The 20,501-nt window shown below is 31.9% G+C and carries 21 protein-coding genes and 1 tRNA gene; 21 read left to right on the forward strand and 1 reads right to left on the reverse strand.

Translation table 11 applies throughout. The features are described 5' to 3' along the window. The first annotated feature begins 115 nt into the window (after positions 1–115). The 13 genes from PP176A_RS12975 to mnmA all read left to right on the forward strand — a co-directional run bounded on the left by PP176A_RS12975 (position 116) and on the right by mnmA (position 12,475). Entirely contained in the window at positions 116–1,390 is a 1,275-nt protein-coding gene (locus PP176A_RS12975; RefSeq protein ID WP_071140912.1) for a methyl-accepting chemotaxis protein, read from the forward strand. Between the two features lie 507 nt (positions 1,391–1,897). Further along, positions 1,898–3,061 (forward strand): AI-2E family transporter, encoded by a 1,164-nt coding sequence (locus PP176A_RS12980; RefSeq protein WP_071140913.1) that lies wholly within the window; start codon positions 1,898–1,900, stop codon positions 3,059–3,061. A gap of 55 nt (positions 3,062–3,116) precedes the next feature. After that, entirely contained in the window at positions 3,117–3,695 is a 579-nt protein-coding gene (locus tag PP176A_RS12985) for a GNAT family N-acetyltransferase (protein WP_128752979.1), read from the forward strand. Positions 3,696–3,809: 114 nt separating this feature from the next. After that, on the forward strand, positions 3,810–4,667 hold the full coding sequence (locus PP176A_RS12990; RefSeq protein WP_071140915.1) for a GNAT family N-acetyltransferase: 858 nt from the start codon (positions 3,810–3,812) through the stop codon (positions 4,665–4,667). 80 nt (positions 4,668–4,747) lie between these two features. Beyond that, the gene (locus PP176A_RS12995; RefSeq protein WP_071140916.1) at positions 4,748–5,299 is read left to right on the forward strand and encodes a GNAT family N-acetyltransferase; all 552 of its coding nucleotides are present in this window, start codon (positions 4,748–4,750) and stop codon (positions 5,297–5,299) included. A gap of 33 nt (positions 5,300–5,332) precedes the next feature. Continuing rightward, entirely contained in the window at positions 5,333–5,833 is a 501-nt protein-coding gene (locus tag PP176A_RS13000) for an NUDIX hydrolase (protein ID WP_071140917.1), read from the forward strand. Between the two features lie 28 nt (positions 5,834–5,861). Then, the gene (locus PP176A_RS13005) at positions 5,862–6,830 is read left to right on the forward strand and encodes a helix-turn-helix transcriptional regulator (protein WP_071140918.1); all 969 of its coding nucleotides are present in this window, start codon (positions 5,862–5,864) and stop codon (positions 6,828–6,830) included. Between the two features lie 72 nt (positions 6,831–6,902). Continuing rightward, on the forward strand, positions 6,903–7,349 hold the full coding sequence (locus PP176A_RS13010) for a GyrI-like domain-containing protein (RefSeq protein ID WP_071140919.1): 447 nt from the start codon (positions 6,903–6,905) through the stop codon (positions 7,347–7,349). A gap of 505 nt (positions 7,350–7,854) precedes the next feature. Then, complete coding sequence (locus PP176A_RS13015; RefSeq protein WP_071140920.1) at positions 7,855–8,745, forward strand: HD-GYP domain-containing protein; 891 nt, start codon at positions 7,855–7,857, stop codon at positions 8,743–8,745. Between the two features lie 192 nt (positions 8,746–8,937). Continuing rightward, the gene (rbr, locus tag PP176A_RS13020) at positions 8,938–9,525 is read left to right on the forward strand and encodes a rubrerythrin (protein ID WP_071140921.1); all 588 of its coding nucleotides are present in this window, start codon (positions 8,938–8,940) and stop codon (positions 9,523–9,525) included. Between the two features lie 158 nt (positions 9,526–9,683). Next, on the forward strand, positions 9,684–10,517 hold the full coding sequence (locus PP176A_RS13025; protein WP_071140922.1) for a DegV family protein: 834 nt from the start codon (positions 9,684–9,686) through the stop codon (positions 10,515–10,517). A 103-nt stretch (positions 10,518–10,620) separates the two neighbouring features. Further along, entirely contained in the window at positions 10,621–11,352 is a 732-nt protein-coding gene (locus PP176A_RS13030) for an HAD family hydrolase (protein WP_071140923.1), read from the forward strand. Positions 11,353–11,395: 43 nt separating this feature from the next. Continuing rightward, positions 11,396–12,475 (forward strand): tRNA 2-thiouridine(34) synthase MnmA, encoded by a 1,080-nt coding sequence (gene mnmA / locus PP176A_RS13035; RefSeq protein WP_071140924.1) that lies wholly within the window; start codon positions 11,396–11,398, stop codon positions 12,473–12,475. A 19-nt stretch (positions 12,476–12,494) separates the two neighbouring features. Here the strand turns inward: mnmA and PP176A_RS16265 are convergent, their stop codons facing one another. Further along, positions 12,495–12,659 carry a hypothetical protein gene (locus tag PP176A_RS16265; RefSeq protein ID WP_159429068.1) on the reverse strand — a complete coding sequence of 55 codons (165 nt, stop codon included), beginning with the start codon at positions 12,657–12,659 and terminating at the stop codon, positions 12,495–12,497. A gap of 647 nt (positions 12,660–13,306) precedes the next feature. Between PP176A_RS16265 and PP176A_RS13040 the strand changes: the two genes are divergently transcribed. The 8 genes from PP176A_RS13040 to tig form a co-directional block, all read left to right on the forward strand. Continuing rightward, positions 13,307–15,004 carry an ABC transporter substrate-binding protein gene (locus PP176A_RS13040; protein WP_071140925.1) on the forward strand — a complete coding sequence of 566 codons (1,698 nt, stop codon included), beginning with the start codon at positions 13,307–13,309 and terminating at the stop codon, positions 15,002–15,004. A 94-nt stretch (positions 15,005–15,098) separates the two neighbouring features. After that, on the forward strand, positions 15,099–16,061 hold the full coding sequence (locus tag PP176A_RS13045) for an ABC transporter permease (RefSeq protein ID WP_071140926.1): 963 nt from the start codon (positions 15,099–15,101) through the stop codon (positions 16,059–16,061). A 12-nt stretch (positions 16,062–16,073) separates the two neighbouring features. Then, a complete protein-coding gene (gene opp4C / locus PP176A_RS13050; RefSeq protein ID WP_234958941.1) occupies positions 16,074–17,021 on the forward strand; it encodes an oligopeptide ABC transporter permease in 948 nt (315 codons plus the stop codon). 13 nt (positions 17,022–17,034) lie between these two features. Continuing rightward, on the forward strand, positions 17,035–18,012 hold the full coding sequence (locus tag PP176A_RS13055) for an ABC transporter ATP-binding protein (RefSeq protein ID WP_071140927.1): 978 nt from the start codon (positions 17,035–17,037) through the stop codon (positions 18,010–18,012). Continuing rightward, positions 18,009–18,983 (forward strand): ABC transporter ATP-binding protein, encoded by a 975-nt coding sequence (locus tag PP176A_RS13060; protein ID WP_071140928.1) that lies wholly within the window; start codon positions 18,009–18,011, stop codon positions 18,981–18,983. The genes PP176A_RS13055 and PP176A_RS13060 overlap by 4 nt, the downstream gene beginning before the upstream one ends. Further along, the gene (locus PP176A_RS13065; protein WP_128752968.1) at positions 18,958–19,182 is read left to right on the forward strand and encodes a hypothetical protein; all 225 of its coding nucleotides are present in this window, start codon (positions 18,958–18,960) and stop codon (positions 19,180–19,182) included. Before PP176A_RS13060 ends, PP176A_RS13065 begins: the two co-directional genes overlap by 26 nt. A gap of 143 nt (positions 19,183–19,325) precedes the next feature. Then, positions 19,326–19,409: transfer RNA gene (locus PP176A_RS13070), tRNA-Leu, on the forward strand. Between the two features lie 138 nt (positions 19,410–19,547). Next, positions 19,548–20,501 (forward strand): trigger factor (gene tig, locus PP176A_RS13075; protein WP_071140930.1); only part of this gene is annotated, 954 nt, incomplete at its 3' end.

The following is a 20,501-nucleotide window of genomic DNA, read 5'->3' on the forward strand; positions in this document are numbered from 1 at the left end:
AAACAAAATATTTATATTGTTTTAATAAATAATATAGCTTTAAAAATTAATTGTCAAAAAACAAAGGCTGAGAATTATTAGACAATTTAAAACTTACTTAGGAGGAATGAAAATTATGGGCAAGAAGTTTAAAATTAAGTATAAATTATTGGTATCATTTATACTTATAGCTTTATTTATTGTAATAATCGGTTGTGTGGGAATTAATAGTATTTATCAGGACAATTTAAGACTTGCAATGATAATATTGACGGGCTTTGGAATTATTCTTTGTATTATACTCGGTTTTATGCTAAATAAAGATATTGTGGCTCCTATGATTCTCACCTCTAAACATTTAAAGATTGTTTCAAATGGAGATTTTACATATCATGTGCCTAAAAAGTATTTGGACAGAAAGGATGAAGTAGGCGATATAGCAAATTCTGTGGAAACGATGCAAAAAGGGTTAATCAGAATAATTAAAGATATTGTGGATACCTCAGGGAATTTAAGTTCGCTAAGTGAGGAACTTTCTTCATCTGTAGAAGAGATTGCAGCAAAGATTGAGACAATAAACGGTTCCACCTCGGAAATAGTAAAAGGTGTTCAAGATTCCAGCTCTTCGGCACAAGAGATAACTGCGTCCGTAGAAGAAGTGAATGCAAGTATTTCACAGCTTTCAAACAGAGCAGTTGAAGGAAATAATCATGCGAGTGACATAAAAGAAAAGGCTTTAAATGTTCAGAAAGAGGCTAAGAAATCCGTAGATAGTACGAAACAAATGAATGAAGAGAAAAAGAAAGCTATTTTAAAAGCAATAGAAGATGGAAGGGTAGTAGATAAAATAAAAATAATGGCAGATACTATTTCAAGTATCTCATCAAAGACTAACCTTCTTGCATTGAATGCATCTATAGAAGCAGCAAGAGCTGGAGAACATGGAAAAGGGTTTGCGGTAGTAGCGGAAGAGATAGGGAAGCTTGCGGAACAGTCTGCACAATCGGTATCGGATATATATGATACTGTGGAAATAGTTAAGAATGCTTTTATTAACTTATCTAACAATGGAAGTGAAATATTAAAATTCATGGAAGAAAACATAAATTTGCATTTAAATTCTTTTGCAGAAACAGGAAGACAATATTATGAAGATGCGGGTTTCTTAAGTGAAATATCAGAAGAAGTTGCTTCTATGACTGAAGAAATTAATGCAACGGTAGAACAAGTAAGTGAAGCTATCCAAGTTATGGCAAATACATCTCAAAAAGTATCGGAGGATACACACGAAATAGAAGACAGTATAAGTGATTCTTCCCAAGGAGTTGAAGAGGTTGCTCAAGTTGCTCAAGAGCAAGCGGAACTTGCACAGAAACTTAATGAAATGGTTAGAAAATTTAAAATGGATTAAAAATTTCAAAATATAAGAGATCAAAAGGACAGTTTTTTAAAAAAACTGTCCTTTTAGGCTGTATATAAAGTTTTTTCTGAGATAATTACAATAAAATTAATTCTTATAACCCATAGGAAAACATATTTTACCTTAATTTATATTTTCCATGGAATGGATTTCAAAAAAGGCCTATTTAACATATTGGTATTTCAATAGAAACCTTTTTTATTAAAAAAATATTGACATATAGGTAGAATTAATGTTTATAATAGAATCAATATAAGAAAAGCTTCTATCAAAGAATTATGAGGAAGCCTTTCTTGAAACCCACTTAACGGGAAATTTATATTAAGGAAATCTTGATTTCCCTATGGGTTATAAGAAAAGCTTCTATCGAAAAATTATATTATAAGAAAGCTTTTCTTGAAACTCATTTACGGAAAGTTCTTTTTAATCAGTATTTTATAAGTGGGAACTTTCTTATTCGTTATAAAAAATATTATTAATATTAGGAGAGAAAAAGAGTTGAAAATAAATTGGAATAGAAATTATACTACAATATCCGTGTATTCTTTTATAGTAATCTGTTGTAGTATTATATTTTACCTTATAATATCACGGATAAGTTCGCTTAGAGTTCATGTATCAAATGCTGTATCAGTGCTTCAGCCGTTTATTATAGGTTTGACGATCGGCTACCTTTTGAATTTTATATTAAAATTTTATGAAAAAAAAGTATTAACCCTTGGAACTTTAAATAAACTGAAACAAAAAAATAAAAGAAGGATAGGTATTTTGCTTACCTATGTTACTACTCTATTGATGTTATATTTATTTATGAATTTTATACTGCCTCAGTTGTCTGCCAGCATTGTAGGTTTAATAAACAATATTCCTTATTATATTGACAAAGGAGACGAGTTATTAAATAATTTAGTCTCACGCTTAAATATAAGAGAGGAATATTTAGATTTCGCAGTTGAAAAATGGAATGAATTTGTAAATTATATTAATAATGTTTCCGACGATTTGGTTCCTATGTTGGGCAATTTATTTAAAACAGCAATATCCGGTATTTGGAATATAATTTTAGGATTGATTATCTCCATTTATGTTTTAATTGATAAGGAAAGGTTTTTTGCTTTAGGGAAAAAAATAGTTTATTCCTTATTTTCAAAAACGGGAGCAATGGAAATCTTAAAGTTATTTTATAGAAGCAATAATATATTTAACAGATTTATAGGCGGAAAGATATTAGATGCATTTATTATAGGAATAATAACATTTATTGTTTTAACAATATTTAAAATGCCTTATGCTGTGTTGATTTCATTTACGGTAGGGATTACAAATGTTATTCCGTTTTTTGGCCCATTTCTTGGGGCTATTCCATCTTTTATAATAATATTTTTTGTTTCGCCAATAAAAGCGCTATGGTTTTTACTTATTATATTAATAATACAACAAACAGATGCCAATCTTATAGAACCTAAAATTTTGGGGGATTCTCTTGGAATATCGGCTTTTTGGATTTTGTTTTCCATTTTGGTAATGGGAAAGGCATTTGGAATAGTAGGAATGATTATAGGAGTTCCTTTATTTACAATAATTTATTCTATAATTAAGGATATTATTGAAGAAAGATTAAAGAAAAAAGATATGCCCACTGAAACATCGCATTACTTATAATTTTTATTTACGGAGGTGTATCGTTGATGATGCTGTTCCTTTATTTGTGGGAATTATGAAAAAGAGGAAGTTTGAGTTTTTATTGGGAATGAACAGGATTGTAAGGCCTTTATATGAAGGACTCAAAGATTATAAAGAGATTGAGGAATATAGTGAAGGTTCGTATTTTATAAATAAGAATTTTAAACCCTTTATATTAAATGATTTAAATTTTAGAGATATAAGGGGAGTGGATAGTAAAGACGTAGTAGATTTTGTGTTGAATGCTCGCATAAATGGATTCAACCAAATTCAGACGAGAGAAAGCATTAAAAACACATTAATCCAAAGAGAAGAGGAAGAAGATTTTATCATTGGGGAAAGAAACGGTAAAATTGTAGCTCAGGCGTGTATCCAGACTTATACTCCTAAGATTAATCAAATCGGAGGTGTTTATACAGTTCAGGATGAAAGAAATAAGGGATATTGTAAAGCAATTGTATCGGAAATATGCAGAAGGATAGTTGAGAGGGGAAAATTGCCGACTCTTTCTGTTGTAAAGAACAATTTACCTGCTGTCAAAGCTTACACTTCATTGGGATTTAAAAATTATGATGACTATCTCCTTGTTAGGTACAAGCAATCGGTTATATAAAAAATTTAATATACCTGAAAAAAGCAGCAATATAAATATAAATTATAAAAGGTTTAAATTTTATGGCTTATATATGATTTATATTGATGAAGGGATGAAAAGGAGAAAACTAATATGTTTGATTATAAAACCCTTGAAAATACAAATATTGAAATGCTTTATAAGGGATTTTTAGGGGCATTTTCCGATTATCAAGTTGAAATAGATTTGTCGCTTTTTGATTTTTGCCAATTGTTGCAAAGAAGAGGTTATGTTCCTGGGATTTCGATAGGTGCGTTTAAAGATGAGGAACTGGTAGGTTTTGTTTTGAATGGGCTGAGAAACTGGAGAGGAGAGCAAACTGTCTATGATATAGGAACAGGTGTTATAAGAGAATATAGAAAACAAGGGATAACGAATAATATGCTTCTAAAGGTTAAAGAGTTGTTTAACAAAAAAGATGTGAGCCGATACCTTCTTGAAGTAATCCAATCAAATACGTCAGCAGTACGGATTTATAAAAAACAAGGATTTAAGATTATAAGAAATTTGTTGTGTTTTGAATTGTATAATAAGGATGAGTATGGTCATAGTATGGCTTATAAGGTTGAACATGTCAATAGAATTAAATCTAACGAATGGAAATTGATGACGAGTTTTTGGGATTTTATACCATCATGGCAGAATTCTATAGATTCAATCAATGCTGTTTCCGATACATTCGTGTATTCCGTTGTTCGTGTTAATAACACAAAGATAGGTTATGGAATTGTTAGTAAAAAGACAGGAGATATTCCTCAAATAGCAGTAGACAAGAATTATAGACATAAGGGGATTGGAAGAAGTATCATTACGGATTTATTAAAAAATACGGAATCACAAAAAATTAGAATTTTTAATATAGATGAAGATTCTGAATCCATGACCAACTTTATATTTAAATCGGGATTTAAATATAAAGTTGGTCAATATGAAATGGCTTTGAAATTGTAATATTTTAGTCCATATAAGTTATACAATTTAATTTGATGATAATATAAGTTCTTGAAAGATAAAATATCGGAGGGAGTTATATGGAGGATTTCTATGAAACAAAACGTCTTGTATTAAAAATATTAGATAAATCTTATGCAGAATTAGTGTTGGATTATTACATAAGAAACGAATCGTTTTTAGAGGAATGGGAACCTGTAAAAACCCAAGGATTTTACACAAAGAGATATCAAGAAGAACAACTGGAAGGGGAATTAACTAATATCAGGAGAGGAAATTGCCTTAGATTCTGGATTTTTAAGAAGGAAGACAAAAATAGAATAATTGGTTCCGTTAGTTTTAATAATATCGTGAAGGGTTCTTTTTTATCCTGTCATCTTGGATATAAATTAGATAAAGATGAGATTAATCAAGGTTATATTACTGAAGCAATTCAAAAAGCAATTGAAATCATATTTAACGAAAAAGGTCTGCATAGAATTGAAGCTAATATTATGCCTAAAAACAAGCGTTCATTAAGGGTAATTCAAAAATTAGGGTTTTACAATGAAGGCATAGCGTATAAATATCTGAGAATAAATGGGAAATGGGAAGATCATATTCATATGGTTTTGTTAAATGGTAAGGTGTAATATTAATTTGAGTAGATTAATGGAGGAACTAATATGCTTAAATATACTATTTGTTTTATAAGACAGGGAGACAATATATTATTGATTAATAGAGAAAAACCAAGTTGGATGGGTAGTTGGAATGGTGTCGGAGGAAAATTGGAGAAGGGAGAAACACCTGAAGAGTGTATATTAAGGGAAGTTCTTGAAGAAACGTCTATAAGACTTCAAAATGTAGAGTATAAAGGAGTGGTGACCTGGGTAAAGGATGGAATCTTTAGCGGAGGTATGTATGCTTTTGTGGCGGATATCCCTAAAAATTTTTCTTATATAACACCAAGAAAAGTAAGGGAAGGGATTCTTGACTGGAAAAATATATCATGGATTCTTGACTCTAAAAATACGGGAGTTGCGTTAAATCTTCCTATGTTTTTGCCTAAGATGCTAAATGAAAATAATAAATATGAACATATATGTGTTTTTGAAGAGGATAGACTATTAAAAGTTAAGTCAATTTCATTAAACAGTAATTATGGATATGGACAAGCAAACTAATTTTTAAACTTAATTGGAGTGTGTGTTTATGAGACTTCATAGGCTTTTGGGAATTATTATGCTTCTTGATGCAAGAGGGGTAATGAAATCGGCTGATTTGGCTAAAATACTTGAAACGTCGGAAAGAACCATATACAGGGATATGAATATATTATGTGAAGCAGGAATTCCTATTTGTTCAGTTCCGGGACCGACAGGAGGATTTTCCTTTGTGGAAAATTATAAGGTTAATTCGAATATCTTGGATAGACAAGATATTATGAATATTCTCCTTTCAAGTATGGGCATTAGACCGGAAAGAAATACGGAAATGGAACAACAGATTAAAAATACCATTATTAAACTTGAAAATAGTGTATCGGAAGAACACAGAAAAGAGATTATTAATGCTAAGGAGAAATTTTTTGTTGATTCAGATCCCTGGTGGGGCAGGGAAAGCGGAAATAAAAATGTGGACATAATTAAAAAGTCTGTAATTGATCTTAGAAAGTTAAAGATAACGTATAGAAAATATGATGGGGAAACATCAGAAAGAATTATAAGACCTTATGGGATAGTGATAAAAAATCTTCAATGGTATGTAGTAGCTTTTTGTGAGACCAAAAAGGATATTAGAACGTTTAAGTGTAATAGGATAGAAAGTATTGAAGTAATAAATGAAAATTTTATTATGCCTTGTGGTTTTTCTTTAGAAAATTTCTGGGAAAAGAACAAAGAGCAGTTTGTAAATCAGTCATTATCTAATGAAGTTTATAATGCATATCCTGTAAAAATTAAATTTTTTGAAAAAATGGAAGCTTTGCTCAACGGTTTTTCTATACTTTCTCAGAATGAAATAGAGGGATATGAAATTTGTGATGTAGATATGATAAGCTTTGAAACTGCTTGTAATATGCTTTTTACTTTGAGTGATAGGCTGGAAGTTATAGAACCTGTAGAGGTGAGAGAATATATAATCCGAAAAGCTCAAAAAATTTTAAATTTATATAAACCATAATAAATTCCTGACATACAGATGGCAAGAATTATTTGATATAATTGGGTTACTAAATGAATGGAGGGAGATATTATGGAAGGAAAAGCAGTGAAAATCAATGGTTTTAAAGCTGTAGGGCTTACTTATTTTGGAGATAATAGTAATGGAGAAATCCCAAAACTCTGGGATGTATTTAATAAAAGATACAATTATATAAAAAGAAAGAGCCAATCTATGCTGTGTTATGGCATATGTGATGAAGTGGATTCTGAAGGAAAATTTCATTATACCGCTTGTGCAGAAGTAGATAGTTTTGAAGATATACCGGAAGGAATGGAAGGAAAAGTCGTTTCTGAAGGTAAGTATGTCGTATATACTTATTGCGGAGACTTAAAAAATTTAGGTGAATTTTATAACAGCATATTTACAAAATGGATGCCGGATTCAGGCCATGAGATGGATTGCAGACCTCAACTTGAACTGTACGACCATAGATTTATGGAAAATGGAGAATTTGACATATATATGCCAATAAAATAAAATTACTTTAATTTCAAATTATATTAAATAAAAAATTGAAAGGTTCAATGAAAATTAACTTATGGTTATAAATTTTCATTGAACCTTTTTTATAATCCATAGGGAAGCCATATTTGATTTAAAAATATATGTGCATAAAAATAATAAATATTTGAGTTATTATAAATATATTGGTATTCCTTGAAGCAAATCAATGGGAAAGGTCGAAGAATTAATAGAATAAAGTAAAAATATATAATAAGTTTTTATATTTAATAGTAAAGATTTATGTGACATATGACAAAATAATGAATTACTTGACATGGAAAATATTACGTTATAATATTTTATTGGTAATATAAATTTTTTTAAGGAATTGTGCAAATTTATGGAATTAAAAGACGAAATATATTTATATTATTTTGAAAATTCATATATAGAATGAACTCTATTATTGTACTAAGTTACGTGTTGATCGAATTGTTAATTTGAGAATTATTCATAAATCAGGGTGAGGTTGGTGTATATGGTTAAAAATAAAAGAGACATCGTGACATGTGAATATGGAGATATATTGGCTGAAAATATCGTAGATAATGTAGGGCAGCTTCTTATAAAGGAGTCTACAATAATTGATAAAAATATTAAAATGAAATTAATGGAGATGGGAGTTCAATATATATATGTTTATAAAAATCAAGAAAGTGAAAAAGAAGAAAAAATAATGAAAATCAATGATATATACGAGAAGGACAGGGTTATAATTAAAAAGACCTTTGAAAGATTATCACAGGGGAAAATGCTTGAGACAAGAGAGGCAAATGAAATTTCGGACGGATTATTTGAGAAAATAGTTAATGAGCCATTTATTAATAATTATCTTACTGACCTATATGAAAGGGACAGTTATACATATATTCATAGTTTAAATGTAGGATATTATTGTATGGTGTTGGGAAAATATTTGAAATTTTCTCATTACAATATGGGCGAAATTATTAAAGCCGGAGTTCTTCACGATATTGGTAAGATAAAAATTCCCTTAAAGCTATTAAATAAAAAAGAAAAGCTTTCAAAAGAAGAATTTGAAATAATTAAGCTCCATCCCCTTTTAGGATATGATATTGTTAAAAATGTAGATAGCATTTCGGAAGACGTAAAATTAGCAGTGCTAATGCATCATGAAAAGGAAAATGGAAGTGGATATCCAAATGGCCTAAAAGGGCAAGATATACCCCTTTATGCAAAAATCTGTGCTATCGCGGATATATATGATGCCTTAACCACAAATAGAGCATATAAGAAAAAAATTACTCCTACCCATGCTTTTAAAATTCTTAGATCAATGGCAGGCGATCATTTAAATGTTGAACTTTTGCTTATATTTTTGGAAAATGCATATAGATGCTATTTTTAGTGATAAAATAGATTAACTTTTTATATGATCGATGATATAATATAAGTTATGTGATATGTATAAATTAGCCAATAAGGATAAATGAAAACCTAATATTTATAAAATGATTTGTTGAAATGGATAAGTTCAACAATTTTTCTTAAATGGTAATTAAAATCTTTATTGAAATAATTTAAGATGGGAGGATTATAAATGAAATCACTAAAAGGTACAAAAACTGCTGAAAATTTGATGAAGTCATTTGCCGGAGAAGCTCAGGCCAGAACTCGATATACTTATTATGCATCTACAGCTAAAAAGGAAGGATATGTCCAGATTTCTAATATTTTTATGGAAACGGCAGAAAATGAAAAGGAACATGCTAAAAGATTTTTTAAATTTCTAAATGAAGATTTTAAAGGAGAATCGATAGAAATCAAAGAAGCTTCCTATCCTGTCAACTTGGGAAATACTAAAGAAAATTTATTGTCCGCGGCTAACGGAGAACACGAAGAATGGTCTCAATTATATTCTGAGTTCGGAAAAGTTGCAGCCGAAGAGGGATTTCCCGAAATATCTTATGTTTATGAGAAAATTGCAGAAGTCGAGAAACATCACGAAGAGAGATACAGGAAACTTTTAAGCAATTTAGAGAATAATTCTGTATTTAAGAAAGAAACAGTGAGAAGATGGAAATGTAATAACTGCGGATATATATACGAAGGCACGTCTGCTCCTGAAAAATGTCCTGCCTGTGCTCATCCTCAAGGATATTTTGAGTTATTAGCTGAGAATTATTAATTGTAAAATATAACAGGATATTATGTTGCTGACCTCATATTATTTGGATAATTTATATATGAGGTCTTTTTGCATAATTTGATTTATTTTTTATTGTGTCCTTATAAGATAAGTGGTACTATTAGTATAACTTTAAATTAAATAGAAGAGGTGTAGTGATGACTTTTAAAATTGTTGCCGATAGCAGTTGCGATCTAAACGAGGAATTGAAGAAAGAAATGAATATTTCTTTAGTGCCGTTGAAAATAGATATAGGAGAGAAATGCTTCATAGACGATGAGAATTTGAATATTGAAAATTTTCTTTATACTATGGGGAATAGTAAAACCGGTATCCGTACCTCAAGCCCATCTCCGGCTGACTTTATGAAGGCATATGAAGGAGGGGATGAGATCTTTGTGGTTACACTTTCGTCTCAATTGAGTAGTACTTATAATAATGCAGTACTTGCTAAAAAACTTACCCTTGAAAGTACAAAGAAATTTATCCATATATTTGATTCTTTGAGTGCATCCATAGGTGAAACATTAGTCAGTATGAAAATATTTGAATTGATACAAAAAAAATATGATAAATATGAAATAGTAAGAGTAGCTGAAGAATATATAAAGGAAATGAAAACTTATTTTATATTAGAAAATCTTGATAACTTAATTAAAGCTGGAAGACTTCATAAAATAGCAGGTCGCATTGCATCTCTGTTGTCGTTTAAACCTATTATGGGTTCAGATGGTTCTGGAAATGTTAAGCTATTTGATAATGTGAGGGGAGCTAAAAGAGCATTTAACAGACTTGTTGAAATAATAGGAGAAAATGGATATAAATTTGAAAATAAAATTTTGGGGATTGCCCATTGTGATGCATTAGAAAAAGCAGAAGCTCTTAAAGCAATGATAGAAAAGAAATATAATTTTAAAGAGATAATAATATTGAAAACAGGTGGATTAAGCAGTGCTTATGCTGATAAGGGAGGAATAGTTTTAGCATTTTAATAATGGATATGGCGAATGTCGCCTCTATTTCAAATAGATTCTAAAGGAAAATTATAATTTTGGATATTATAAGATTAAAATAGGTTGAAGGGGAGATTTAACATTGAATAATATAGGTGCCTTTTTTGATATAGATGGTACTTTGTATAGAAATTCTTTAATGATACAGCATTTCAAAAAATTAATTAAATATGAAATTATAGATCCCTCTGTATGGTATAACCATGTAAAGCATACATATACCGAATGGGAAAAAAGATACGGGAATTTTGAAGATTATCTTGAGGAATTGGCTGATTTTTATGTGAAAGGACTTAAGGGTATAAATAAAAATTACATAGATTTTGTATCAAGTCAGGTTATAAAATTAAATGGAGAAAATGTCTATAAATATACCAGACACAAAATTGAATGGCATAAGCAAAAAGGACATAAAGTATTTTTTATATCGGGAAGTCCTGATTTTTTAGTAGAAAAAATGGCATTAAAATATGGAATTACGGAATGCAGAGGAAGCAGATATATAGTAGATGAAAATAATAATTTTACCGGGGAAATTATAAAAATGTGGGACTCGGAAAATAAGCAAAACATTATTGATGAATTTGTAAGAAAATATGAAGTGGATCTTGATAAAAGCTACTCCTATGGAGACACAACAGGAGATTTGTCCATGCTTAGAATGGTAGGAAATCCGACAGCGGTTAACCCAAATTGGGATTTGCTTCAAGTACTTAAGAAGGATAAAGATTTATATAAGAAAATTTCCATTGTAGTTGAAAGGAAAGATATAATATATAAAGTAAGTCCAAATGTGGAAACTGTTTTTATATAGAAATTTTTTTGTAATATAGACTGTTAGAAAAGCAGGTGTTAATATGAAGAAGAAAGTTATAGTAGGGATGAGTGGAGGAGTGGATAGTTCCGTTACAGCTTATTTACTTCTCAAAGCAGGATATGATGTAATAGGAGTTACTATGACGGTTATTCCTCATGATGAGGTATATGATGAACGAGAAGGAGGATGTTGTTCTATTTCTTCAGTATATGATGCTAAAAGGGTAGCCGAGCAACTTAATATTCCTCATTATGTCATGAATTTTAAAGGAATATTTGAGAGAAAAGTAATAGATTATTTTATTAATGAATATCTGGAGGGAAGAACTCCAAATCCATGTATATCATGCAATAAATATATAAAGTTCGATGAATTCTTAAGAAAAGCTCAAGGGCTTGGGGCAGATTATATAGCTACAGGACATTATGCTAAGATAGAAAAAGACGAAAAAACCAACAGATTTCTTTTAAAAAAATCTGTTGATCCTAAAAAAGACCAGACCTATTTTTTATATACAATGACTCAATATCAATTGGAACATACTCTTATGCCCTTGGGGTATTATAATAAAGATGAAGTAAGAAAGATAGCGGAGAATATCGGGCTGAAGGTCTATAATAAGCCGGACAGTGAAGAAATATGTTTTATTCCTGATAATGATTATGGAAAGTTTTTAGAAAATAGGATTCCTAAAAAGATTACGGAAGGGTACTTTGTGGATACTAATGGAAATATATTGGGAAAACATAAGGGAATTGTTCATTACACCATAGGACAGAGAAAAGGATTGGGAATCGCGTTGGGCAAAAGGGTATTTGTTAAAGAGATAATTCCTGATAAGAATTTAGTTGTCTTAGGAAATGAGGAGGATATATTCAAAGAAAGGTTATATGCAGATGAGCTAAATATCATTCCAGTAAAAGAGCTGACAGAGAAGGAAAATATTACTGCTAAAGTAAGATCAACAATGAAAGAAGGGGAAGGAACAGTTACTCCTCATAATGATGGGGTAATATTGGAATTTCAGTGTCCTCAGAGGGCAATTACAAAGGGACAATCGGTTGTATTTTACAAAAAAGATTTGGTATTAGGCGGAGGCATTATAAAGCAGGTGTTTTAAATAGGGATTTTTCCAGCACCTAACAGGTGTTGGAAAAATCCCTATGTTTTGATATAAATATTAATTTTTCTTTTATATATTCTTTGTATTCTTCTTCAGATATTTTCCCACTGATTTTTAAATCATTAAGAATCACTATTAGGTCTATACATAGTTTTTCAATATCATTTTCTATTTTTCCCATGATATCACCCCAATTGTATTTTCATAATTATAAATTAGACAAATAATCTTAAAATCCTCCTTTTGTGCAAAAAATACATTTACCACTTTAATAAGTGAAATTAAAAGAATTTACTACGTAGAAATATAAAGGGCTGATTAGTTTTACGAAAAATTAAGAAATATTAAAAAATATTATTTTTTATCTATTTTATTAATATATATTCATTTATACCCATTATATAATTAAATTTTCATTAAATTAATATATTTAAAAGAAAAATTGATAAATATTAACAAGAAAAAGTTACAGATCATGATATTTTTAATATTTATATTAATATAAAATAATAAAAAATAAATAAAAATCAGAATTATTTATACTTTAAGAATATTAGTTTATGTGAATGAATAATAAATTAGTGATGCGCTTGATTGTAGTGGGATATTCAAAAAAACCTAATAAATATTATAAATACGGCAAACAAAATATTCTTATCAGATAAGAATATATATGCATATATTAGTATAAATATACTTTTATTATTTTAAATTTAAATGTACTATATCAACGTTGTCCGTTGACACCCATGAAAGTCGGATGATATAATACATTTAATTATAATTAATTATTATTAAGTATAATTAATAAAAGGGGGGTATATTTTAATGAAAAGAAAGATTTGTTTAATTCTTTGTTTGGTTCTGATCTTATCGGCAGTGTTATCAGGTTGTGGTAAAAAAGAAGAACCCGCTCCTGTAACGGGCGGAGAAGATGAAACGGAAGAAACCGTTGTCAATCCGGCAAAAACAAGAGACGGCGCATCAGATACTTTAATAATAGGGACTCATGAAACAAAGGGAGATTTTGTTCCCGGAATTGCAGGGGAAGTATATGACGGTTATGTTGTAGATTTAATCTTCGACGGACTTATCTCCAATGACAAGGAGGGAAATCCTACCTCTCATTTGGCTAAAAATTGGGATATTTCCGAAGATCATAAAACTTACACCTTTCATTTGGTAGAGGGAGTTAAGTTTACCGACGGTACTCCTTTGACAGCTAAGGATGTGGAATTTACTTATACGTTTTTATGTGACCCTTCTTACGACGGGCCCAGGTCTTCATATGTGGAGGATTTAGTAGGATATGATGAATACCATAATGGAAGCGCTACCAATGTGGCAGGAATAAAGGTTATTGATGATCATACCATTTCATTTACATTTAAAACCGCAATGATCACACATATCTGGGATTTAATATTAGGAATCATGCCTTCCCATATTTATGCTTACGAAAAGGGCAATATTCAACCTATAAAGGATAAGATGAATACTCCTATAGGTTCGGGAAGTTTTATTCTTGCAAAATACGAACCGAAGCAATATGTAGAATTTACGGCAAATGAGAATTATTTTCTCGGGGCACCCAAGATTAAAAAATTGATTTTGAAATTTACGACGGCTGAAACTCAGATGCAGGAGTTGGAAAAAGGAACTATTGACGTTCAGTTAGCCGTTCCTCCAAAAGAAGAGAATAAAAATATGGCAGACGATGCAGAATTTTTAAATATTCACAGTTTTCCTGACAACGGATATGGTTACATGGGATTTAACTTAAGAGACGAAAGACTTTCCGACAAGAGAGTTCGTCAGGCTTTGACCTATGGATTTAACAGGCAGCAGTTTGTTGACGTTTATTATCAAGGATATGCCGAGGTTTCAAATGTACCTGTTTCGCAGGTTTCATGGGCTTATACCGAAGATATAAATAAATATGAATATGATCCGGAAAAGGCAAAGGCCCTTCTTGACGAAGCAGGATGGAAGCCGGGGGCAGACGGCATCAGGGAAAAAGACGGCAAGCGTCTTGAATTTGTATGGGATACCTATACGGACAGTAAATACGTTGAAACTTTAATACCTATGCTTAAAGCCGATTGGGAGAAGATTGGCGTTAAGGTTGAGCCTAATTTAATGGAGTTTGCCGCTCTTACGGAAAAAGTATATGATAAGCAGGAGTTTGAAATGTTCAATATGGCTTGGTCTTTAAGTATAGATCCGGATTCAAAAGAAATATTCCACAGCTCGGCAGATGTTCCCGGCGGATTTAATTCAGGGGGATTCCGCAATGAGGAAAATGATAAACTTATAGATGAAGGAAGAATGGAATTCGATCAGGAGAAAAGAGCAGCGATATATCAAGAATGGGTAAAACTTATAAATGAAGAACTCCCATATATGTTCATGACACAAAATTTAGTTTGGGATGTGGTGAATAATCGCGTTAAGAATTTCAATACTTCTCCATATGAAACCTTCACTTACCCAGTGACCATTTTAAATGTTGAATTAGAACAATAGCTGTTTTGATAATATAAAGTGATATAAACCCGGTCGGTAAATGCCGGGTTTATATCATAAAAGAACAACTTTATTTCATTAAAGGAGGGAAATTATGCTTAAATATATACTGAGAAGGCTACTACATCTGATTCCTGTAGTATTTATCATATCGGTTTTAATATTTGGAATTATTAAAATGGCTCCCGGAGATCCGGTAGGTTCAAGGCTGGATCCTAAAGCTACGGCTGCGCAGAAAGCGGCTGAGCGTGCCAGGTTAGGTTTGGATAAACCTATACCGGTTCAGTATTTTAACTGGCTGAGGCGGTCTATAAAAGGCGATTTCGGGGATTCTTACATGTATAAACAGCCTGTAAGCAAAGTAGTGCCCGGATTTATAGGGAACAGTTTTATTTTAAATATTGTAACTTACTTTTTGGCATTTGCCATATCCATACCAATTGGTATAGTGTGTGCGGTTAAACAGTATTCGACTACGGACAATTTTTGGACTGTATTTTCTATTATAGGGATATCTATGCCGTCATTTTTTTTCGGTTTACTCTTGATATATATTTTTTCGGTCAAATTAAATATGTTTCCTATAAACGGTATGATAACGCCGGGGAAAAACGCCATAGGATTGGCAAGAGCGAAGGATATTATATATCATATGGTTCTTCCGGCAGTGGTTCTGACATTTGGAAGTATGGCAAGCTTAATAAGGTATACAAGGACAAGTATGCTGGAAGTTATTAATCAGGATTATATTCGTACCGCAAGATCTAAGGGATTAACGGAAAAAATAGTTATATATAAACATGCTTTCAGAAATGCCTTAATACCTATAGTAACCATAGTGGGATTTTCTATTCCGGGATTATTTTCGGGGGCCGTAATACTTGAAAGAATATTTGTATGGCCTGGAATAGGAAATGTTATGATGGATGCTATCAGTGCCAGGGATTATAACATGATGATGGCTTTAAATATGTTTTTTGCACTCCTTACTCTTCTTGGCAATCTTTTGGCGGATATAGGCTATGCCTTGGTAGATCCAAGAATTAAGGTCGATTAAGGGGGGAACATGATGACTGATAAAGATGCAGATGTTAAAATGGAAAATGATATTGATGGTGATATTACCGACGATGAAAATAAAAGAAAGCAGGAAATTATTACTCCTTGGAAGCTGGTTTTTAGGAAGTTCATAAAGAATAAGGTAGCCATGGTGGGGCTGTTTATATTTTTAATTTTGGTGTTGTCCGCTTTACTTGCTCCTGTTTTGACTCCTTATGACCCTTATACTATGGATTTTACTCAAATAAATAAGCCGCCTTCCAGAGAACATCTTATGGGAACTGACGAGGTAGGAAGAGATTATCTGACAAGGATATTGTATGGCGGCAGAGTATCTATGAAAGTTGGACTTTTTGCCGTTGGAATAGAAATAGTAATAGGCGCATTAGTCGGAGGAGTAGCGGGATTTTATGGAGGATGGATAGATAATTTATTGATGAGAATTGATGAAATATTCATGTCGTTCCCTTTTCTGCCTTTAGCCATTACTATATCGGCAGTAGTTGGAACCAGCGTTAAGCCGGAACAAAAAATGTATATAGTTATGGTTATTATAGGAGTATTGAGTTGGCCAGGACTTGCCAGAATGATAAGAGGCCAGATACTTTCGTTAAGAGAACAGGAATTTGTTCAGGCTGCAAGAGCTTTGGGGATCAGGGACAGTAAAATCATATGGAGACATTTAATACCCAATACGGTTGGTTATATAATTGTCAGCGCCACAATGGGGATGGCGGCAGCAATAATGAGTGAGGCGGCTTTGTCCTTCTTAGGACTTGGCGTAACTCCTCCCGTACCTACTTGGGGAAATCTTGTTCAAAATGCAAGGGATATATATGTATTGAAAAATCGTGTATGGTTGTGGTTACCGCCGGGAATTGCTATTTTTTTAGCGGTTATGGGAATCAATTTGTTTGGCGACGGATTAAGAGATGCCATTGATCCTAAGTCTAAATAAGGGGGATAGAGGTATGGATAAACTATTGAAAGTAAAAGATTTAAAGACTTATTTTTATACTGACGATGGAGTAGTGAAAGCCGTAGATGGTGTGGATTTTGATGTCGAATCGGGGAAGACCATAGGAATAGTAGGAGAGTCAGGCTGTGGCAAAAGCATTACGGCTATGTCTATATTGCGTTTAATACCAAGTCCTCCCGGAAAAATTGTCAATGGACGGATAACATTTAATGGGGAAGATCTTTTAGAAGTTTCCGAAAATAAAATCAGAGATATTCGCGGAAATGATATTTCAATGATATTTCAAGAGCCTATGACGTCGCTGAATCCTGTATTTACCGTAGGATTTCAAATATCCGAAGTTCTGATGCTTCACCAGCATATGACTGAGGAAGAAGCCAGAAAAAGGACTATTGAGATGATAAAAATTGTAGGGATTCCCAGAGCTGAAAAGATAGTTGATGAGTATCCCCATCAGCTTTCAGGAGGAATGAGGCAGAGAGTAATGATAGCCATGGCTTTGGCTTGTCAGCCTAAGCTATTAATCGCAGATGAACCGACTACCGCATTGGATGTTACTATACAGGCCCAGATTCTCGAATTGATGAATGATTTAAAGAGCAGGTTGAATACTTCTATTATGCTTATCACTCATGATTTAGGAGTTATAGCCGAAATGGCTGACCATGTTATAGTAATGTATGCCGGAAAGGTCGTTGAAGATGCTCCCGTATATGAATTGTTTGATAATCCCAAACATCCTTATACAATAGGCCTCATGACCTCCATTCCGTCTCTGATTGAAGAGGGAAAAAGGCTTGAAAACATAAAGGGTTCTGTTCCGAATCCGTTATATCTTCCGAGGGGCTGTTATTTTAACCCGAGATGTAAATGGGCAACAGATGAATGTAAAAAATCTCAGCCGGCTTTAAGAGAATTGAGTTCAAATCATAAGGTTAGCTGTTTTAGGGCTGAGGAGGTGACAAAATGATCGAGAATGCACTTCTTGAAGTGGATAATTTAAAAAAATATTTTCCTATATATAAAGGAATTTTTAGAAAAAAAGTAGGAGATGTAAAAGCAGTTGACAATATTTCATTTTATATAAAAGAAGGAGAAACCTTAGGGTTGGTAGGAGAGTCGGGCTGCGGAAAGTCTACGACTGGCAGAACAATTTTAAGGCTATTGGATGCCAATGAAGGGAAGGTATATTATAAAGGAAAAGATGTTCTAAATGCTTCCAAGGATGAAATGATGAAATTAAGGAGAGAGATGCAGATAGTATTTCAAGATCCCTACAGTTCTCTTAATCCGAGGATGACAGTGTCTCAAATAGTCGGAGAATCATTAGTCGAACATGGATTGTACAAAAAGGGGAAGAAATTAGATGATTATATAACAGAAGTTATTGTATCATGTGGATTGGCTAAATATCATTTAAACAGATATCCTCATGAATTTTCCGGAGGACAGAGGCAAAGAATAGGGGTAGCAAGAGCTTTGGCCCTTAATCCTTCTTTTATAGTTGCCGACGAACCGGTTTCTGCCCTTGATGTTTCGATTCAATCTCAGATTATAAATCTTTTGACGGATTTGCAGAAAGACAGAGGGCTTTCATACTTGTTTATTTCTCATGACTTAGGGGTTGTTAAATATATAAGCCATAGAGTCGGAGTAATGTATTTGGGTTCTTTAGTTGAAATGGCAAATAAAAAGGACCTGTTCAATGATCCTAAGCATCCTTATACTCAAGCATTGCTTTCCGCGATACCTGTACCCAATCCTAAGACAAAAATTAAAAGAATAATCTTGGAAGGGGATATTCCAAGTCCGGCTAATCCTCCTTCGGGTTGCAAATTTCATACAAGATGTATTTATGCAAAAGATATATGTAAGGAAGAAATTCCTGAATTTAGAAATCTGGGAGGAGAACACTTTGTGGCGTGCCACTTTGCCAAATAAAAAAACTATAAAAGAACAGGAAAGGGATTTGAAAAGAGAAATTGACAGAAAAAATGCTGAAGAACCATACAAATTCACTAAGAAAGATATTTTAGCAATGATAATAGCAGCTTTTCAGATAATATTTCCTATAGTAGTATTAGGCGCTATTGTATTTGGTTTATTTATTCTGTTTTTTACCAAAGTATTTTTAAAATAAATTTCAAATATTTTGAATAAAAGCATTAAAACTACAGTTTTGGAATAACAAAGCTGTAGTTTTTTATGGAAACCAAACACAAAAAATAATATTGACAATTTAATGTGAAATGTTATAATGAAAAAGGTAATCTATACAGATAAGCGGGAATGGCGGAATTGGCAGACGCGCTAGACTTAGGATCTAGTGTCATTGACGTGGGGGTTCAAGTCCTCTTTCCCGCACCAAGATGAAACCAGTGGTTACTCCAGTGGCTTTTTTATTTTTGACATTTGACAGTTCAAATATTTACTTTTTATGATATAATTTTATAAGATAGTGTATATTAGCTTTGAAGAGTCCAATATTAAGTTAGGAGGGAAAACATGAATTTTAACGTAGAAAAAAAGGAGAATAATATAGTTACTTTTAAAGCCGAAATTGAAGAGGATAAATTTGAAAGAGCTATAGATAGAGCATACTTAAAGATTAGAAATAAATTTAATGTGGCCGGATTTAGAAAGGGAAAAGCTCCAAAAAAAATTATTGAGCTAAACTACGGAGAAAGCATATTCTATGAAGAGGCGTTGAATATATTATTACCAGAAGCTTATGAGGAAGCAGTTAAGAAGTTAGAATTGGAACCTGTAGATCAACCTCAAGTGGATATTGAACAATTGGAAAAAGGTAAACCTGTTATACTAAAACTTGATGTGACCGTAAAACCCGAAGTAAAGCTTGGAGACTATAAAAGTATAGAAATAGAAAAGGCAAAGTATAATGTTACTGAAGAAGATGTAAAAAAAGAAATTGAAAATATGCAGGATATGAATTCCAGGCTTATTGATGCTGATGATAAAGAAGCGGAAAATGGAGATATATTAACAATAAATTTTGAAGGATATATGGATGGAGAAAAATTTGAAGGTGGAACGGCTGAAAATCAAAATTTGGAATTGGGTTCAAAAAAATTTATCCCTGGTTTTGAAGAACAGCTTATAGGGAAAAAAGTAGGAGAAAAAGTGGATGTTAATGTAAAATTTCCCGATGATTATTTTGAAGAAAAATTAAAATCTAAAGATGCACTCTTTAAAGTTGAGATAAAGGAAATTAAGATTAAAGAAAAACCAAAATTAGATGATGAATTTGCAAAAGATGTAAGTGAGTTTGATACTTTAGATGAACTTAAATCGAGTATAAAAGAGAAACTTGAGAAGGAAGCAAAAGATAAAGAGAAAGTTGAAAATGAAACAAAAGCTATTGAAAAATTGATGGAGATTTCAGAAGTTGAAATTCCTGAAGTTATGATTGACAGACAAATAGATGATGAAGTATCGAAC

The sequence above is a fragment of the Sporanaerobacter sp. PP17-6a genome (genome assembly GCF_900095615.1).
GTDB classification, from domain to species: domain Bacteria; phylum Bacillota; class Clostridia; order Tissierellales; family Acidilutibacteraceae; genus Acidilutibacter; species Acidilutibacter cellobiosedens.

Bases quoted from the DNA above. Each gene is read 5' to 3' on its own strand.
- PP176A_RS13055 (WP_071140927.1), top strand. From the start codon at position 17,035: ATGGATAAACTATTGAAAGTAAAAGATTTAAAGACTTATTTTTATACT.
- PP176A_RS12985 (WP_128752979.1), top strand. From the start codon at position 3,117: ATGAAAAAGAGGAAGTTTGAGTTTTTATTGGGAATGAACAGGATTGTA.
- PP176A_RS12990 (WP_071140915.1), top strand. From the start codon at position 3,810: ATGTTTGATTATAAAACCCTTGAAAATACAAATATTGAAATGCTTTAT.
- PP176A_RS13040 (WP_071140925.1), top strand. From the start codon at position 13,307: ATGAAAAGAAAGATTTGTTTAATTCTTTGTTTGGTTCTGATCTTATCG.
- PP176A_RS13045 (WP_071140926.1), top strand. From the start codon at position 15,099: ATGCTTAAATATATACTGAGAAGGCTACTACATCTGATTCCTGTAGTA.
- opp4C (WP_234958941.1), top strand. From the start codon at position 16,074: ATGACTGATAAAGATGCAGATGTTAAAATGGAAAATGATATTGATGGT.
- mnmA (WP_071140924.1), top strand. From the start codon at position 11,396: ATGAAGAAGAAAGTTATAGTAGGGATGAGTGGAGGAGTGGATAGTTCC.
- PP176A_RS13000 (WP_071140917.1), top strand. From the start codon at position 5,333: ATGCTTAAATATACTATTTGTTTTATAAGACAGGGAGACAATATATTA.
- PP176A_RS12975 (WP_071140912.1), top strand. From the start codon at position 116: ATGGGCAAGAAGTTTAAAATTAAGTATAAATTATTGGTATCATTTATA.
- PP176A_RS13060 (WP_071140928.1), top strand. From the start codon at position 18,009: ATGATCGAGAATGCACTTCTTGAAGTGGATAATTTAAAAAAATATTTT.
- PP176A_RS13005 (WP_071140918.1), top strand. From the start codon at position 5,862: ATGAGACTTCATAGGCTTTTGGGAATTATTATGCTTCTTGATGCAAGA.
- rbr (WP_071140921.1), top strand. From the start codon at position 8,938: ATGAAATCACTAAAAGGTACAAAAACTGCTGAAAATTTGATGAAGTCA.
- PP176A_RS13025 (WP_071140922.1), top strand. From the start codon at position 9,684: ATGACTTTTAAAATTGTTGCCGATAGCAGTTGCGATCTAAACGAGGAA.
- PP176A_RS16265 (WP_159429068.1), bottom strand. From the start codon at position 12,659: ATGGGAAAAATAGAAAATGATATTGAAAAACTATGTATAGACCTAATA.
- PP176A_RS12995 (WP_071140916.1), top strand. From the start codon at position 4,748: ATGGAGGATTTCTATGAAACAAAACGTCTTGTATTAAAAATATTAGAT.
- PP176A_RS13015 (WP_071140920.1), top strand. From the start codon at position 7,855: ATGGTTAAAAATAAAAGAGACATCGTGACATGTGAATATGGAGATATA.
- PP176A_RS13010 (WP_071140919.1), top strand. From the start codon at position 6,903: ATGGAAGGAAAAGCAGTGAAAATCAATGGTTTTAAAGCTGTAGGGCTT.